Source organism: Polyangium sp. 6x1 (assembly GCF_029946515.1).
Taxonomy (GTDB): domain Bacteria; phylum Myxococcota_A; class Polyangia; order Polyangiales; family Polyangiaceae; genus Polyangium.
In genome coordinates this window covers 1-16,842 of sequence record NZ_JARZHH010000081.1, presented here as the reverse complement: position 1 = coordinate 16,842, position 16,842 = coordinate 1, and the positions used below count along the sequence as shown (strand labels likewise).

The following is a 16,842-nucleotide window of genomic DNA, read 5'->3' as shown; positions in this document are numbered from 1 at the left end:
CCCCACCGCGTGACGAAACAGTTGGCAGGAAAAACGGCCTCCCCGCGGCCGAGGCAAAGGCGCCTCGCGCTCGGGGCGGCCGTCCTCGCCGCGGGCCTCCTGCTCTTCTGGCAACGCGACCGCCTCTCGCCGCGGCGCGCGCCCTCCGAAGACGAGCTCCTCGCCGGATCCCCCGCGCGATCAGCCGAAAACGCATCTGCACCGGGCCACGACGGCCCGAAGCCACGCTGGGTCGACCCGAAGAAGCCCGGCGCAGGCGAAGACGGAGCCGAGGCGAGCGCGCGCGACATCGCCGAGAAGCGCCTGGAACGCGCGCGCCACACGCTCGAAGGGTATGTGCAGTCGACGCGGTACCCGCCCGGCGCGCGCCCGCTCTCGGAAAAACCCGACCTGCAGAAGCCTCATTCCGTCGCGAAGAGCAAGCAGCCGCTCGCGCGCCCGGATCACAAGCTCACGGACGCCCACGTCACGCTGGAGCAGGATCGCCTGTACCTCGTGGGCGACGAGGCCGCGCGCCTCGTGGTCTCGTGCGCGACGAGCGAAGGCCCCGCGCGCTGCGAGGTCCTGCGCGCCGAGGCGCGCGTCCCGGAGACGATGCCGCAAGCGAGCACGATCCCCGCAGCCCCGGTCGCGTTCGCCGACGAAGGCGCAGGAGGATCCACGATCGCCGCGCTCTTCGCCCCCGCGAAGGAGGGATTCGGCGGCTATTACGGTCCGATCGCAGTGAACCTCGCCCTGCGCATCGAGGGCGAGGAAGGCGGCGCGGGGTTCGACGTCGTGTACACCCCCGCGCCGCCGGCCCGCTTCACGGGCGACGTGCGCGAGGTCCTCGAGGACGGTTCGCTCTGCTTGTACCTGCGCCTCGCCGTGGACAAACCGGGTCGGTACATCGTCGTGGGCCGCGTGGACGACGCCGAGGGGGACGGATTCGCGTACCTCGAGCACAACGATCCGCTCGGCGCCGGCGCGCAGGACGCAAAAATGTGCATTTTCGGCAAACTCGTCCTCGACGAGCGCGCAAAATCGCCGTTCGTGCTGCGCGACGTGGAGGCGTATCTGCTGAAAGAAGACACCTACCCCGACCGCGAGCTCGTCCCGGGGCGCGACGGGCCCTTCTACACGACGAAGGCCTATCCGGAGAGCGTCTTTTCCGACGCGGAATGGCAGAGCGAGGAGCGAGACCGCCACATCAAGGAGTTCACGAAGGACGTGAAGGAGGCGGAAGGCGAGCTCGAAGCGGCAGGCGGCCCGTGAGAGCGTCGGTCATTGCGGCGGTTCGATCTGGAACACGTCCCAGGCCGGCGTGTGGTTGTTCTCCTCCGGGACCTGCGACGTGACATAGATCGCCGGGTACGTTTTTTCGATGATCTCGGAGCCGTCGGCCTGCACGCTCGTGACGACGCCGCTCACGAAGAGCTGCGGGTTGTTCAGATCGCGCCGCTTCGAGCTGAACGTCAGCCAGTAATACTTTTTCCCATTGAAGACCTCGGCGCTCGGCGCCCAGCGCGGCCACGAATTCGTCAGGCCTGGGCTCTTTCCATTCACGCATGCCGGCGGATCGTTGCCCGCCACGCGCACCGCATCGCCGCCCTTCGCCGGGACCACGAACACCTCGGCCATCGGCTCGTCGTACGAGTCCGCCCATGCCCCGTTCGGCAGCTTGTACGGCGTGAACCGATTGAACGCGAGCAGCGTGTCCCCCGGCGAGATGACAGGGTAATACTCGAGGAGCGCCGGATCACTCGCGCCGGGCAGCGGCGTCGCATTGCCGCCTTGCCGGTTGTTGAAGGGCACCGTGTAGATGTCCATCGTCATGTCGGCGTCCGAGATCCCCGTGACGACGCCTTCGCCGGAGGTCGTCGCCGTCGTGTAAGCAATCGTCGTCCCGTCGTGCCAGAACGTCGGCGACGCAGGGGCATGCGTATCCCCGACGCGCGGGAGGATGCCCGAGCCCGTCGCGGGATCTTGCGTGTGAAGGTCGGTCCAGACGAGCTCGTTCTGGTTCGCCGTGAACGCGGGATCGATCATCACCGTGATGGCGACGGCGTCCTGCGCCGTGTAATGCGCCCCGGAGAGCGTCGGCGCCGATTGCTTCTGCCGCCCGAGGAGGCCTAGCGCCACGGCCGACACCTGCGCCTCCGTGGGTGAACCCGCCGTCCCATCGACCTTCCGCGCCGTGACGGTCCGCGTCCCGATCGAGGCGTCGCGCGTGAAAAACGTGAGCGCGCCGTCCGGCGACGAGGCGTGGCAAGCCACGCACGTCGTATCCCCGCCCATGATCTCGGGCGAGAGCACCGTCGTCACCTCGGTATCCCCGATGGCAAATCCCTTCAATGCGGTCTTGCCCGAACCCGGCGCGCCCGTCGTCCAGTAAACGATCGAACCCGGCGCCGCGACGGGCGCCACGTGGACCACGCCCTCCGTGCCAACGAACGGCCCCGAGACGAGCTGGCCCCCGTCGATCTGGGCGCTCCGCACGGACACCTTGATGTCCCGACCGGCGCTGTGTCCCGCGAGCCCGGACCAGATCTCCGCGGGGATCGTGTACGAGGTGGCCGACGTATACACCACGAGCTCGTTCACCTGGTTGTCGACCGCGAGCCGGAGCTCGAAGACGTTCTGCCCCGCCGGCGCGATCCATTCGAAGCGCAGCGGCGTCCAGTTCGTCGGGACGAGCGCGTCCATCGGCGGCTCCGAGACGCAAGGGCCGCCCTGCGGCTGCGCAGGCGTGCCCTGGAAGAGCTCGGGCGCCTGGGCGGGCGCGGTCATGTCGATCTGCGGGCCGGCAGGGAAATCGACAAACGGTCCGTCCGGATTGGGGCCACTGCTGATGAACCCCCCGCCATCCCCGCCCGCGCCAGCCGAGCCGCCCGATCCGGAGGCCCCCGCCCCGCCGGTTCCCTGGTTCGCGGACGAGCCGCCGTTGCTGGTGGACGAGCACGAAACCCCAGCCGCGCCGAGCACAGCGGCCGAGGCCAAGGCCAAGAGGAGCGCGATATCGCGCCGAAGAGTTTTCTTCATGGGCGGATTGATCGGAAGCCGCCGGCCGGCGTCAAGGCATCGACGTCGCGCTCGCCCGATTGCGACAGGATTCCCGCGGTTGACATGCAAGCGCCCGGCGCCACGGGACCTCCATGGCGGCGAGGGGGAGACAAGGATCGGTCGTCGCGCTCTCAGGCGGCGTGATCGCGGGCATTTTCGGCGGGATCGTCGTGAGCCTGTACGGGCTCCTTTCGACGGTCGCGCACGGCGGCGATCCATGGGTGACGTTCAAGGGGGCCTCGGCGCCGTTCCTCCACGATCGCGCATTCGCGCCCGGCTTCGACGCAGGCGCCGTCGTGCTCGGCATCCTCCTGCATTTCGCCGTGTCGATCACGTGGGGCGCGCTGTTCGGCCTGCTCGTCTTCGGCGCGAACGTGTTCCGCACGCTCGTGTTCGGCGCGGCCTACGGCGTGATCGTGTGGTTCGTCATGTACCGGGCCGTCCTACCCGCCGTGGGCCTCGGCGACGTCGCGCTGAGCGCGCCCGTGGGTCCAGCAATCCTGGAACACGTGGTTTTCGGCCTCGCACTCGCGATCGGGTTTCTCCCGTTCCAGAAGCGCGCCCCCCTGGTTTGACCGCGGAGCGCCCCGTTTCCGCCCCCTTCCGAAGCGGCCTTCGGCTCGACTAGCATGCGGGCATGCCCCTCTCGGTTTCGTCGCAGGCCGCGACGCACGTCGGTCGCAAGCGCAAGCGCAACGAGGACAGCCACCTCGTCGACCCCGACCTCGGCCTGTACATCGTCGCCGACGGCATGGGCGGGCAAGCAGCCGGCGATGTCGCGTCGCGTCGCGCCGTCGACGTGGCCCGGGCCTTCGTCGCCGATCGAGTCGACGTGCTGACGCGCTTTGCGGAAAACCCCTCGCAAGAGAACCGCATCGCCGCGCAAGAGCTCGTCGCCGCAGCGATCCAGGCCGCATGCGCGGATCTCTGGGCCATGGCCGAGAACGACCCGAAGCTCCGCGGCATGGGCACGACGATGGTGCTCTTCGCCGTCGCGGGCGATCGCGCCGTCGTCGGGCACGTAGGCGACAGCCGCGCCTACCTGCTGCGGCAGGACGTGGCAAACCGGCTGACCGAAGACCACACGATCGTCGCCGCCTCGATCAAAAACGGCACGATGACGAAGGAGCAGGCGAAAGTGAGCGCCCTCCGCAGCGTGCTGACGAGAGCCGTGGGGACGCAGGAGTCGGTGCAAGTCGACACACTGCTCGTGGAGATCATGCCGGGCGATCTCTTCCTGATCTGCAGCGACGGTCTCTACGGATACATCGAGGACGAGGAAGTCCCCGCACTCTGCGCCGGCGTCCCGGACAAGCTCGCGGAGGCACTCGTCGACCTCGCAAACGAGCGCGGCGGGCGCGACAACATCACAGCCATCGTGCTCTCGTTCCACGGCGCGACCGCCGAGGAGCCCGAGGCGCTGACGAAACACGAGGCGCTGCGCGGCATCCCGCTCTTCATGCACCTCACCTACCGCGAGCAAGCCGAAATCCTGGCCATCTCGCAGGTGCGCAGCCACCCGATAGGCGCCGCCATCGTGACCGAAGGCGAGCCCGGCGAGGATCTCTACGTGATCCTGCGTGGCCGCGTGGCCGTCGAGAAGGACAACGTCGCCATCAACTCGATCATGACAGGCGGCTATTTCGGCGAGATGGGCCTCGTCGACGACTCACGCCGCTCGGCCACCGTGCGAGCCCTGGAGCCAGTCCGCACGATGGTCATCACGCGAACGGACATGATGAACGTCATGCGACGCGAACCCGTGCTCGCCGTGAAGCTGCTCTGGAGCTTCGTGCAGGGTCTCTCGCAGCGCCTGCGCACCGTGAACACCGAGCTCTCCGAAGCACGCGCCGAGCTCTTCGAGGCGCAAGGCGTCACGCCCTACACGTCCTAGGCGGGCGCCTCGCTGGGGCTTTGCCCCAGGCCCCACCGGGGCTGTCCGCCCCTGGACCCGGACCAGCGCAAGCGCTGGACTCGGGGTCGATGAACTGCGCGATGCGCAGTTCATCGAACAGCCGGGGTCAAGACCACAGGCGACCCTGCCAACCAAGACAGCAGCGCTGACGGTTCAACCGGCAAGGCGGTATCAACGGCCTGTTGGAAGAACTGCGCGCAGCGCAGTTCTTCCACCTAAGGTCCAGGGCTGGCCCTGGTTCGGGTCGAGGGGCGAACAGCCCCCGCGGGGCCCGGGGCAGCGCCCCGGCGAGGCGCCCCCCGAAAGACTCACGCCGTGCGCTTCACGTACTCGAAATCGACGGGGCGGCCTTTGATGCCGTGCTTTGGCGGGGCGATCCAGTTTGCCATCTGCTTCGGATCGTAGATGGGTGCGGTCATGAGGCTCTTTACGTAGGCCTCGTCGGCTTCGCTCGGCAGCCACTCGTCGCGGCGACGCTCCCACTCTTCCTTCGTGAGGACGTTGCCCTCCACGTCGAAGTAGAGCCCGCCGTAGATGCCCGTGCGCCGGTGGAAACGGCGGCTCGGCAGCTTGAGCTTGTACGAGATCCCTGCTTCGGCGAGTGCTCGGTTCCACTTGTCGACGCCGCGCTGCGCGTCCTCGATGTACTCGTCGCGCAGCACCTCGTTCATCGCGTTGCGCAGCGGCACTTCCTCGCGCCGGAAGCCGGTTACCACGCCGGGGCCTGCCGTCACTGGCACGTCCATCGGATAGGCGCTGTCGACGGCGCGATGATCCTCGTAGCTCTCCTCCTTCGCGCGGCCCTTCAGGCTCGATGCGAAGAAGTTTGCTGCGTTCGACGAGATCTCGCCGCCGAACAGGTCGAGGGACACCGAGTACCAGAAGTTCAGGTACTTCTGCATCGTGGGCAGATCGATCCCGCCCTCGGCGCGTGCGTCCTCGTTCTTGTTCTTCTTCATCAGCTCGGCGGTGCGCTGCACGATGCGCAGGATGCCCGTCTCGCCGACGAACATGTGGTGCGCCTCCTCGGTCAGCATGAATCGCGTCGTGCGCGCGAGCGGGTCGAAGCCGCTCTCGGCGAGCGCGAGGAGCTGGTACTTCCCGTCGCGGTCCGTGAAGTACGTGAACATGAAGAACGAGAGCCAGTTCTGGCAGGGCTCGTTGAATGCGCCGAGGATGCGCGGTTTGTCGGGGTTGCCGCTCCTGCGCTCGAGGAGTGCTTCCGCCTCCTCGCGGCCGTCGCGGCCGAAGTAGCTGTGGAGCAGGTACACCATCGCCCAGAGATGCCGGCCTTCCTCCACGTTCACCTGGAACAGGTTGCGCAGGTCGTAGAGGCTCGGGCAGGACTGGCCGAGGAGGCGCTGCTGCTCGACGCTCGCGGGCTCGGTGTCTCCTTGCGTCACGACGAGCCGGCGCAGCACGTTGCGGAACTCGCCGGGCACGCTCTGCCAGACGGGCTCGCCCATGTGATCGCCGAACCCGATCTTTCGATCGGCCACGGGGTCCGTGAGGAAGATGCCCCAGCGGTAGTCGGGCATCTTCACGTAGTCGAAGTGGGCCCAGCCCTCGTGGTCCACGCTCACGGCGGTGCGGAGATAGATCTGGTCCTCCTGGAAGCCTTCGGGACCCATCTCCTTCCACCAGTCGATGAACCTCGGCTGCCAGGCTTCGAGCGCGCGCTGAAGCTTCTTGTCGGACGCGAGATCGACGTTGTTCGGGATACGCTCGGAGTTGACGACAGAGCTCACGTTCGCCTCCAGTCGAATTCGGGACGCTCGGGCCGGCCGTACATCGTGAGCGCGCCCCGCTCGCCGACCGCATTCGGGCGCTGGAAGATCCAGTTTTGCCAGGCCGACAGACGCCCGAAGATCTTCGTCTCCAGGGTCTCGGGCCCCGCGAATCGCAGCGAGGCCTCCATGCCCGTCAGCGCGTCGGGCGACAGGCTCGCGCGCTCCTCGACCGCGATTCGCACCTCGTCGTCCCAGTCCATCTCGTCGGGCGTGAACGTCACGAGCCCCAGCTTCTTCGCGGCGTCCGCGTCGAGCAGCTCGGTTTGTCCTTCCAGACGCTTCACGGCCGAAGGATCGTGCAGGAAGCGCGTCTCCAGACGCGTGAGGCCGTTCGGCATCGGGAACGGGCCGAAGTTCAGCGGCGAGAGGCCGATCACCGGCGGCTCGTCGCCGCCGTCGAGCATGTAGGTTCGGTCGCCGGCGAGGGCCAGCTCGAACAGGCTGCCCGCGAAGCACGAGCCGGGCTCGACCAGCGAGAACACGCTGCGCGCCGTGAGATCCAGGCGCTTCAGGGTGCGACGCATCTTGAGCAGGATCTCGCGGGCGAACCAGTCGTCTTGCAGCGCGTGGAGCGCCTTGTCCGCGGCGCGCACGGCTTCGGGATCGCCTTTCGTCCGGAGCAGCACGAGGCCGGCCTCCGGATGGTTGAAGCGCAGATCGAGCAGCGCGTCGTCGATCTCGCGGAACACGCGGAGGGACCAGACGTCGGAGCCGCTCTTGTGCAGCGCCTCGACCGTGGTCTCCGGCGCGCCCTCGGGCGCGCGCACCTCGAGCTCCGCGACGCGCGTCGCGCGGTCCACGACGAGCGTGACGAACTTGTACTCGGCCTTGTACTTGCTGCCGTCCTCGGAGCGCTTCACGTCGAGCGGGACGAGCGTGATGCCCGGGCCCTGCTTGTCCTTCGTGCGCGCGGCGATCGCGTTCGCCTCCTCGATCACGACCTGATCGAAGCGGCTCTTCGGGATCGAACGATCGACGAGGCGCCACTCCTCGGCGCGCTTGCCGCGGACGCCCTCGGCGAGCGTGCTGAACACGTCCGCGAGATCGCGGCGGACCTTGCGTTTGTCCACGAGGCGCGTGAGCCCGCCCGTGCCCGGGAGCACCGCGAGCAGCGGCGTCTCCGGGAACGAGACCGCGCTCGATCCATCGTCGCAGAGAAGGATCTTCTCACACGCGAGTGCGAGCTCGTAACCACCGCCCGAGGCCACGCCGTTCAACGCGGCCACGTAGTGCTGGTCGCTCTCGGTGCAGGCGGCTTCGAGCGAGAGGCGCGTCTCGTTCGTGAACTTGCAGAAGTTGACCTTGAAGGCGTGCGTCGACGAGCCGAGCATGTAGATGTTCGCGCCGGCGCAGAAGATGCGCGGCTGACCGCTCGTGACGATCACGACCTTCACCTCGGGGTGCTCGAAGCGCAGACGCTCCACCGCGTCCGCGAGCTCGATGTCCACGCCGAGGTCGTAGCTGTTCAGCTTGAGCGTGTAGCCGGGGCGCATCGGCGCCTCCTCGACCACATCCATCACGAGCCGCGCGATCGGGGGTTTGGGGGCAGAGCCCGGCTCGCCGGGCGTAGCCCCCAACGTCGAAGGAGAGCCCTCGAACGAGAGCTTCCAGTGCTTGTAGCGGCTCGGATGTGTCTCGAAACGGATGGCGGGCGCCTTGGCCCCGCTGCTTTCACTCTCGATGCCCATCGCCGAAAACTCCATCACCGGGACGGAAGGGTGTCAAGCAATATACTGCTTGTTGGACCCTCGCTCATGAAATATAGTGCATGACGTGGCGGCCCGAAAGAAGCCCGAAGCGGGGGCGAACGAAGCCGAGCACGCCGAGGGCGCCGGCTCGCCGCTCCTGAAGGCGCTCGGCGAGCGGGTGCGCGAACGCCGGCGCGCGGCGGGTTTGACGCTCCGGGATCTCGGGGCCGCGTCGGGCGTGAGCGAGCGGTTCCTCGTGCTCGTCGAAGGCGGCAAGGCGAACGTGTCCGTGGTTCGCCTCGACGCGATCGCGCGCGCGCTCGAGACGACCGCGTCGGCGCTGCTCGCGGCCACGCCCACGGAAGCGCCGCGCGCGTCGGAAAAGGGCCCGCTCGTGGCGCTGCTCGGCCTGCGTGGGGCGGGAAAAACCACGCTGGGCAGCCGCGCGGCGGCCCGGCTCGGTTTGCCGTTCGTGGAACTCGACAGTCTCGTCGTAGCGCGCGCCGGCATGAGCCTGACCGAGATCTTCGAGATGCACGGGACCGCGTACTTCCGCAGGCTCGAGCGCGAGGAGCTCGAGCGGCTCGTCGCGCGCGGCGATCGCGGGATCGTCGCGACGAGCGGCAGCCTCGTGACCGATCACGAGACGTTCGAGCTGCTCTGCCGCGAGGCCGTGACCGTGTGGCTGCGCGCGCGCCCGGAGGACCATTTTCAGCGCGTGATCGACCAAGGCGACGCGAGGCCGATGGCGAGCCGGCCGGCGGCGATGGAGGAGCTGCGCGGGATCCTGCGCGCGCGACGGGCCCTCTACGAGCGCGCGGCCCACATCATCGACACCTCGGCGCTCGGCCTCGAACGCTCGATCGACCGGCTCGTGAAGATCATCCACGCGGCGAGCCGTGGTAGGCTGCCCGCACCGTCGGTCGGTTGAAAACATGCCCCGCCTCCGCATCCTCAACGTCGTCTCCGAGTGCGTCCCTTTCGCCAAGACGGGAGGCCTGGCGGACGTGGCCGGCGCGCTCCCCATCGCGCTCGCGGCGCGCGGACACGACGTACGCACGGTCATGCCGCGCTACCGCGTGGCGAAGAAACACCCGGCCAAACGGCTGCCCCTCTCGCTCGGCGTGCCCGTGGGCGGCGGCGAGGCGTGGGGCGCGGTCTGGGAGGCGCGGCTCGGCGAGAGCACGTCGCGCGTCTACCTGCTCGAGCACGACGAGTTCTACGATCGCAGCGGCATCTACAACGATTCGAACGGCGATTACCGCGACAACCTCGCGCGCTTCACGTTCCTCTCGCGCGGCGCGCTCCGGCTCGCGGGCGCGCTCGGGTTCGTCCCCGACGTCGTGCACGTGCACGACTGGCCGACGTGCCTCGTGCCGATCTTCATGAAGACGCTCGACGCCCGATCGCCCATCGGCGGGGCCGCGTCGGTCCTGACGATCCACAACATGGGGTATCAGGGCTGGTTCGAGAAAAACGAGCTCTACCAGACCGGCCTCGGCTGGGACGTCTTCCACCACCGCGGGCTCGAGTCCTACGACCGGCTGAACCTGCTGAAGGGCGGCCTCTACTTCTCGACGATGCTCTCGACGGTGTCGCCCCGGTACGCGCAGGAGATCCAGACGGCCGAGGGCGGGCACGGGCTCGAAGGCGTGCTGCACGAGCGCGGCAGCGACGTGATCGGCATCCTGAACGGGATCGACGACGACGTCTGGAACCCCGAGACGGATCGGCACCTCGCGGCGCATTTCGACGCCGACGATCTACAAGGCAAGGCCTTCTGCAAGGCGGAGCTGCAGCGCGAGATGGGGCTACCGGTTCGTCCCGACGTACCGATCGTCGGCCTCATCAGCCGGCTCGTGCACCAGAAGGGGATCGACATCTTCGCGGGCGCGCTCGGGACGCTGCTCACGCGGGACGTGCAGGTCGTCGTGCTCGGATCGGGCGAGAGCTGGGCGGAGGATCTCTTCACGCGCCTCCACCACTCGACGGACCGATTCCGCGCGTACATCGGGATGAACGACGCGCTCGCGCACCGCATCGAGGCGGGCGTGGACCTCTTCGTGATGCCCTCGCGCTACGAGCCTTGCGGGCTGAACCAGCTCTACAGCCAGCGGTACGGCACGCTGCCGATCGTGCGCGCGGTGGGCGGGCTCGACGACACGGTCGAGCACATGGCGACGGGCTTCAAGTTCCACGACCTCTCGCCCGCGGCGCTCGCCGACACGGTGCTCGAAGCGATGTGGATCTACCGCGAGCACCCCGAGCATTTCCGCTCGATGCAGCGGCGGGCGATGAAGAAGCCATTCGGCTGGGATTATGCGAGCCGTCAGTACGAGGCGATGTACCGGTTGGCCATCGCGAGGCATCGCGGCGAGCGCTGATCTCGCGAGGAGCGCTGAGGCGGGCCCGAGCGCCCGCCCCAGCGGCGACGATCTCAGTGCGCGTGGCCGGCGTGATCGTCGGGGTGCTCGACTTGCTGCCCCGGCGTCGGGATCTGCCGCATCGGCAGCCCCGCCTTCGGCTCCACGACCTGGCCCTTCGCCGTGAGCGAGCGCGAGAGGGCGCGGTGCTTCGCCTCGATGACCGAGGTAAACCCGTTGACCAGCGAGAGGAACGCGTCGGGCTCGATCCCCTTGTCGCTGATCTTGCCCTGGGCCTCTTCCGCCGCCTTCTGGAATGCGCTGAACGGCGGGACCGTGATCTTCGCCCACGGGTCGTTCGGGTTGTTCGTGCCGAACGTCTTGATGGCCTCGATGTCCTTCGCGAGCGCCGCGACGCTCTCCTTGTAGGCCGCCGCGTCGATCTTCTTCGCGAGCACCGACAGCACGAGCCCGCGCGCCCTGTCGTAGGCCGTGAGCACGAGCCGCTCGCCCTCGTCGAGCTTCGCCATGTCGACAGCGTGATCCTTGCGCCACGCGGCGATCGCGCTGCCGAGCTTGTCGGCGTTCTCGTCGAGCTTGCCGAAGTCGGCGACGAGCTTCTTGTGGAGCTCCTTGCCGCGCTCGAACTTGTCCTTCGCGTACTCCTCGCGCTGGTAGTACACGCTGGCCGCGGCGATGTTGCGGCTGAGCTCCAGGGAGAACGGAGCGAAGGTCGTGAGGGCCGCGTCGACGTCGGGCATCGCCGGCTCCTTGAGGCCGGCGGCGACGGTGCACGCCCGCGCGTTGCGCTCGTGCGGAGCGCGCATGCCCATGTCGGCCATTCTGCGGCCCGCGAGCGCGCTGCCCCCGGGCGCGGCGGAGCCGCCCGGACCGGCGGAGGGGCCCGCCGCGGGGCCGGCGGAGCCACCGGGCTTCGGCTGCGCGATCGTCGGCGGGGCCGGCGGCAGCGACGCGCCGGGGATGCCGAAGCTCGGGATCTTCTTCTCGCTCGGCTCGTCCTTGCCGAGGCTCGTGAAGTAGGCGTCACGCGCCTGACGCAGCGTGAGCGTTCCGAAGTAACAAACCTCGAGGCGGTAGTCCTTCATCGCCTGCGGGTCGAACTTCGGGACGGGCGCGATCGGGGTGCGGAGCGGGAGCTTGCCCTTGCCGCTCGGCAGCGCCGCCACCGACGGCTTCGCCTCCGGCGCGGGCGCGGGCGGCTCCTCCTTCTTGCAGCCAACGGCGAGGGGTGCGAGCGCGAGCACGAACGGAAGGAAAGACCGCAGCCGGATCATGAAGACATGCCTCCTCGAAGACGACCTCCGCCCAGGCGTTGGCCAGGCGAAGGCGGGACCGGCATCATGCCCGACCATCAGGGACTTTCAAGCGTCGCACCGCGGCGATCCTGCCCCCACCCCTTGCAGCCGGACGCAGCGGAACCATGTTGGCCTTCGTGAAAAAGACCACCGACGCGCGCCCGCAGAAGCTCGAAGGCAAGAAGGTCTCCGGAACGGCTCGCGGGCTCGCGCTCGTGCCGCTCCTGCGCGATGCGCCAGCGGCTTGGCGGCTGCTCTGCGACCGGGACGGCGCGCTCTGGGCGAAGGCGCTCGTCGTCCTTTCCGTCGTTTACTGCATCTGGCCGCTCGATCTCGTGCCCGACGCCGTGCCTTTCATCACCTGGATCGACGACGCGGGTGTGGTGCTCCTCTTCCGGCTGATCCTCCACCGTCAGCTCGGCCGGTACCACGAGCCCCGACCGGAAATCGCCGCGGACGCGCGTGGGTCTCGATCCGAGGCCGATGTCCGCGTAGCCTGAACGCGAGTTCCCGTGCGACTCCAACATTTGACGCTCGACAAACTTCGCATCGAGGACGAGCGATCGTATCGCCACGTCGGTCTCTACGCCGAGCTCAAGCGTGCGCTCGTGCGTGACCAGATCGCCTTCCTCGTACCGAAACCTGGGACACCGGAGGCGCGCTGGGATCGCGCGCTCTTCTTGAACCTCACGTTCTGGTCGCCCGATCAACCCGGCGACGTGCTCGACAGCGACGCGATCCCCGCGGACGTGGTGATGCACGCGGGCTGGCACCACGTCACACGCCGCGCGCTCGAGCCACTCGGCGCGACGTCGTACCAGAGCCCCGAAGCGCTGCTGCTCGGCGAGTCGATCGCGAGCGCGTTCGATCTCTACCTCGTCGGTCGCTTGCTCGGCCACGCGCCGGACGCGGACTTCCTCGAGACGCAGGTGCCCGCGATGGCGGAGGTCGCGCAGCAAGCCGGCATGTCGGAAGACGCGTTCGAGGCGATGCTCGACGAGGTGTCGCGTGATCCGGAGAGGGCGTTCGAAGATCTGCGCGAGCTGCTCTTCGACGCGAGCACCGCGCTCGTGCGCGCGCCCTCGGTCCAGGAAGCGGCCGAGAGGATCGCGCGTTTCGACACGCATCGTTTCGGGCCGCTCCTGCACCACTACGAGCTGTCGACGTGGATCCTCTACGCGCGCGCCTACGCCAAGGACGCCGGCGCGCCGGATCCGCAGGTGATGGCCATCGACGCGACGCTCCGCCGCGCGGACGTCGCGCTCGACTGGCTCGAAAAGCACTGGCTCTCCGGGCTCTCGGGGGACCCGACCGGACCCGACGACCGCGAGGTTCTGCCACGATGAGCGAGAAAAAAGACGACGCGAAGACGGCGGCGGGCGGCATGGAACCCCCGCCGGAGACGATGAAGTCGATCCCCGAGCGGACGAGCGTCTTCGACCTCGACGTGTCGGCCGAGGTCGTGACGGTGCGTCCTGCCGCGCTCGAAGGCGCCGCCGACAACCTGAAGATCCCGCCTCCGCCGCCGGCGCCGCGCGCGAAGTCGGCCTCGCAGCCCGCGCTGCCGCCCGCCGCGACGAAGCGCACGCCGACGTTGAAGGACGACGACGACAGGCCCTCGTTCTTCGATGTCTTCGACGTCGAGCGGCACGAGGCGGCGGTGCTCAAAGCGGAGGCCCCCCCGGACAAACCCGCGGAGAAGGCGGCCCAGCGCGGCTCGCGGCCCGATCCGCGCGAGATCAGCCGCAGCCGGAAGATCGTCGACGAGGACCTGTTCAACCTGAGCAGCAGCCTCTTCAACAACCAGTCGCTCACGCCGCTCGTGGCGCCCGACGTGTCGGCGCTCGGGATCTCGGGGCTCGGCAAGGATCTCACGACCGCGGCGAAGCCGGCCGATCCAGCCGCAGGAAAAACCGAAGCGGCGAGCAGCGGAGGCTCGCTGTTCCTGGCTCCGCCGCCCGTCACGACAGCACCCGCGCCGGCCCCGACGCAAAAGTCGTCGATGGACGCGATCGACCTCGACGTCGACGTCGCGGCCACGGGCGCGAAGCTCGATCGCAAGCGCCTCGGGATCGGGGTCGTGCTCGTCGCGGCCCTCGCAGGCCTCGTGTTTTTCCTGGTGCAACGCTCGTCGACGACGTCCGAAGAGCCGACGGCCGCCGTGGGCAGCGAGTCGACGACCACGCAGCCCGGCACGGGGAACGACAACCCGCTCGCGCTGCAACCGGCAAACACGAACCAGGCGCCCACGCCGACCACGAACACGCCGGCGCCGAGTGATCCGGTCGCGGCGAAGGCAGGAACCGAGGCCGCCGCGGACAAACGCGCGGGCTCGTCAGACGCAGCGCCGAAGAGCGATGGTCGAGACAAACCCGCGGCCGGCGGCGACAAACCGTCCGAGAAGACCCCGGAGGCCAAACCCGCCGAGACGGCGTCGGGGAACAAGGCCCAGGATCTCGCGGCAGCGATGGCCGCGGCGAACAACAAGGCCGCCGCACCCGAGGCGCCCTCGGGCGGCGGCAACGAGTTCAACCGGGGCGCCGCGTCCTCCGCGCTCGGCGCCGCCGCCGGCAGGGCCGCAGGCTGCAGGGCGCCCACGGATCCGAGCGGCACGGCCCGCGTGAGCGTCACGTTCGCCCCGTCCGGCCGCGCCACGAAAGCGCAAGTCAACGGCCCGCCGTTCGCCGGCACGTCGACCGGAGGCTGCATCGCCGCGGCCTTCCGCAGCGCCTCGGTCCCGCCGTTCTCCGGGGATCCCGTGACGGTGAGCAAGTCCGTCACGATCCGCTGATCTTCGCGCAGAACGCGTCGACGTTTCTCGCGGCGTTCTCTATCCTCCCGGCCCCGTGCTGGTCGCCCTCCGCGTCAAGAACTTCGTTCTCATGGATTCGCTCGAGCTCCGCCTCGAGCCCGGCTTCAACGTGCTCACCGGCGAGACCGGCGCAGGCAAGTCGATCGTCGTCGGCGCGCTCTCGCTCGTGCTCGGCGGACGCGGCAACGCCGAACAGGTGCGGCCCGGCACCGACGAGGCCGAGGTCGAAGCGCTCTTCGACGTGACGGGCAGCGAGCGACTCGCGACGGCCCTCGACGCGGCCGGCGTGTCCTCGGGCGGCGAGCTCGTCATCCGTCGCGTGGTGCAGCAAAACGGCCGATCGCGCGCGTACCTGAACGGACGTCTCTGCACCGCGGGCGAGCTGCAAGCGCTCGCGTCGGAGCTCTGCGACGTCGCCTCGCAACACGAGAGCGTCGCGCTGACCGATCCCTCGACGCACCTCGGCTACCTCGATCGTTTCGGCCGCCTCTCGACCGCGCGCGAGGCGCTCGCCGCGGAGGTCGAGAAGCTCGAGAAGGTCGTCGTCGAGATCCGCGAGGTGCGCGAGGCGGAGCGCGGACGCGTCGAGCGCGAAGCATTCCTCGGCTTCCAGCTCCAGGGCATCGACGCGCTGTCCCCGCAACCGGGCGAGCTCGAAGAGCTCGCAGCCGAGCGCCAGCGTCTCCGCCACGCCGGCAGGCTCCGCGAGCTGACCGAGCACGCCGCCGCGCGGCTCGATCAGGGCGAGCACGCGATCTGCGACGAGCTCGCGAAGCTCTCGAAGGATCTGCGCGCCGCCGCGGATCTCGATCCGTCCCTCGAAGCGACGGCGAACACGCTCGATGGTTTGTTCTCCGAGCTTCGAGAGATCGCCCGCGAGGTCGATCGGTACGCCGAGCGCGCCGAGGCGAACCCGTCGCGGCTCTCGGAGATCGAGGAGCGCATGTACCGGCTCGAAGGCCTCCTCCGGCAGCACGGTCCCACGCTCGACGACGTGATCGCGGCGCGGGCGCGGATCGCGGCAGAGCTCGAAGGGCTCGGCAACGTGGAGACGAAGCTCGAAGCACTGGAGCACGAGCGCGACCGGCTCCTGCGCGTGGCAGGGGAGCGCGCACGGCAGCTCTCGCAGAAGCGCCGCGAGGCCGGCGAGAAGCTCGGCGCGTCGATCGGCGGAGAGCTCGCCGATCTCGGCATGGGCGGCGCGCGCGTGATCGTCGACGTGGCGCCACTCTCGGGCGAGAGGTCCGAGCTCGTCGTCGACGGCGCGCGGCTCGGCCGCGACGGCATCGACCGCGTCGAGTTCCTCATCGCACCAAACAAGGGCATCGAGCCACGCCCGCTGCGCAAGATCGCCTCGGGCGGCGAGCTCTCCCGCGCGCTACTCGCGCTCAAGCGCACGCTGGCAGAGTCGGGGCCCGCGGGGCTCTACGTGTTCGACGAGGTCGACGCCGGCGTCGGCGGCGCGGTGGCCGACAAGATCGGCCGCGCGATCGCAGACGTGGCGCGGCACCACCAGGTCCTCTGCATCACGCACCTCGCGACGATCGCAGCCTTCGCCGACGCACATTTCGTGGTCTCGAAGCAGGTCGACGGGCCAATCACGAAGAGCACGGTCAAGCGCGTCGAAGGCAAGGAGCGGGTCGCCGAGGTCGCGCGCATGCTGGCAGGCGCAAAGGTCGGCCCGAGCGCGCTCAAGGCAGCCTCCGAGATGCTGGACGAGGCGAAGGCTCGTTCAGCTGCCGCCGCGGCGAATCCGAAGCGCGGTGCGAAGGGTCGCGCTTCCTGAGCAGCGGGGCGTTGCCCCGCACCCCAGAAGGGGGCTGTCCGCCCCCTTCACCCCGGACCAAGCGCGGCCTGGACCGGGGGCCGAGAAACCGCGCGATGCGCGGTTTCTCGGACGGGCCCGTGGCAAGACC

13 protein-coding genes are annotated in these 16,842 nt (G+C 69.1%); 9 read left to right on the top strand and 4 right to left on the bottom strand.

Going from position 1 to position 16,842, the window contains the following annotated elements:
* Positions 1-9: 9 nt before the first annotated feature.
* Complete coding sequence (locus tag QHF85_RS42810; RefSeq protein WP_281333246.1) at positions 10-1,254, top strand: hypothetical protein; 1,245 nt, start codon at positions 10-12, stop codon at positions 1,252-1,254.
* 9 nt (positions 1,255-1,263) lie between these two features.
* Here the strand turns inward: QHF85_RS42810 and QHF85_RS42805 are convergent, their stop codons facing one another.
* Positions 1,264-3,021 (bottom strand): hypothetical protein, encoded by a 1,758-nt coding sequence (locus tag QHF85_RS42805; RefSeq protein ID WP_281333245.1) that lies wholly within the window; start codon positions 3,019-3,021, stop codon positions 1,264-1,266.
* Between the two features lie 113 nt (positions 3,022-3,134).
* On the opposite strand from QHF85_RS42805, the gene QHF85_RS42800 reads away from it, so the two are divergent.
* The gene (locus QHF85_RS42800; RefSeq protein WP_281333244.1) at positions 3,135-3,617 is read left to right on the top strand and encodes a hypothetical protein; all 483 of its coding nucleotides are present in this window, start codon (positions 3,135-3,137) and stop codon (positions 3,615-3,617) included.
* A 62-nt stretch (positions 3,618-3,679) separates the two neighbouring features.
* Positions 3,680-4,936, top strand: a complete 1,257-nt coding sequence (locus QHF85_RS42795; RefSeq protein WP_281333243.1) for a cyclic nucleotide-binding domain-containing protein — start codon at positions 3,680-3,682, stop codon at positions 4,934-4,936.
* A 329-nt stretch (positions 4,937-5,265) separates the two neighbouring features.
* Here QHF85_RS42795 and boxB read toward each other — a convergent pair whose 3' ends face one another.
* On the bottom strand, positions 5,266-6,705 hold the full coding sequence (gene boxB, locus QHF85_RS42790) for a benzoyl-CoA 2,3-epoxidase subunit BoxB (RefSeq protein ID WP_281333242.1): 1,440 nt from the start codon (positions 6,703-6,705) through the stop codon (positions 5,266-5,268).
* Complete coding sequence (boxC, locus tag QHF85_RS42785) at positions 6,702-8,450, bottom strand: 2,3-epoxybenzoyl-CoA dihydrolase (protein WP_281333271.1); 1,749 nt, start codon at positions 8,448-8,450, stop codon at positions 6,702-6,704. Before boxC ends, boxB begins: the two co-directional genes overlap by 4 nt.
* A 70-nt stretch (positions 8,451-8,520) precedes the next feature.
* On the opposite strand from boxC, the gene QHF85_RS42780 reads away from it, so the two are divergent.
* Together QHF85_RS42780 and glgA are read left to right on the top strand one after the other, a co-directional pair.
* Positions 8,521-9,366 carry a shikimate kinase gene (locus QHF85_RS42780; RefSeq protein ID WP_281333241.1) on the top strand — a complete coding sequence of 282 codons (846 nt, stop codon included), beginning with the start codon at positions 8,521-8,523 and terminating at the stop codon, positions 9,364-9,366.
* Positions 9,367-9,370: 4 nt separating this feature from the next.
* The gene (glgA, locus tag QHF85_RS42775) at positions 9,371-10,819 is read left to right on the top strand and encodes a glycogen synthase GlgA (RefSeq protein WP_281333240.1); all 1,449 of its coding nucleotides are present in this window, start codon (positions 9,371-9,373) and stop codon (positions 10,817-10,819) included.
* A gap of 53 nt (positions 10,820-10,872) precedes the next feature.
* On the opposite strand, the gene QHF85_RS42770 is transcribed toward glgA, so the two are convergent.
* The gene (locus tag QHF85_RS42770) at positions 10,873-12,093 is read right to left on the bottom strand and encodes a DUF3829 domain-containing protein (protein WP_281333239.1); all 1,221 of its coding nucleotides are present in this window, start codon (positions 12,091-12,093) and stop codon (positions 10,873-10,875) included.
* Positions 12,094-12,251: 158 nt separating this feature from the next.
* Here QHF85_RS42770 and QHF85_RS42765 point away from each other — a divergent pair, with 158 nt between their 5' ends.
* From QHF85_RS42765 to recN, 4 genes are read left to right on the top strand one after another with little or no spacing between them, the layout of a single operon-like run.
* Positions 12,252-12,614: a DUF1232 domain-containing protein gene (locus QHF85_RS42765; protein WP_281333238.1), complete on the top strand. Its 363-nt coding sequence runs from the start codon at positions 12,252-12,254 to the stop codon at positions 12,612-12,614.
* A 12-nt stretch (positions 12,615-12,626) separates the two neighbouring features.
* Positions 12,627-13,460, top strand: a complete 834-nt coding sequence (locus QHF85_RS42760; RefSeq protein WP_281333237.1) for a hypothetical protein — start codon at positions 12,627-12,629, stop codon at positions 13,458-13,460.
* A complete protein-coding gene (locus QHF85_RS42755; protein WP_281333236.1) occupies positions 13,457-14,905 on the top strand; it encodes a hypothetical protein in 1,449 nt (482 codons plus the stop codon). Before QHF85_RS42760 ends, QHF85_RS42755 begins: the two co-directional genes overlap by 4 nt.
* 55 nt (positions 14,906-14,960) lie before the next feature.
* Positions 14,961-16,712, top strand: coding sequence for a DNA repair protein RecN (recN, locus tag QHF85_RS42750; RefSeq protein WP_281333235.1), 1,752 nt, complete (start codon positions 14,961-14,963; stop codon positions 16,710-16,712).
* Positions 16,713-16,842: the final 130 nt, after the last annotated feature.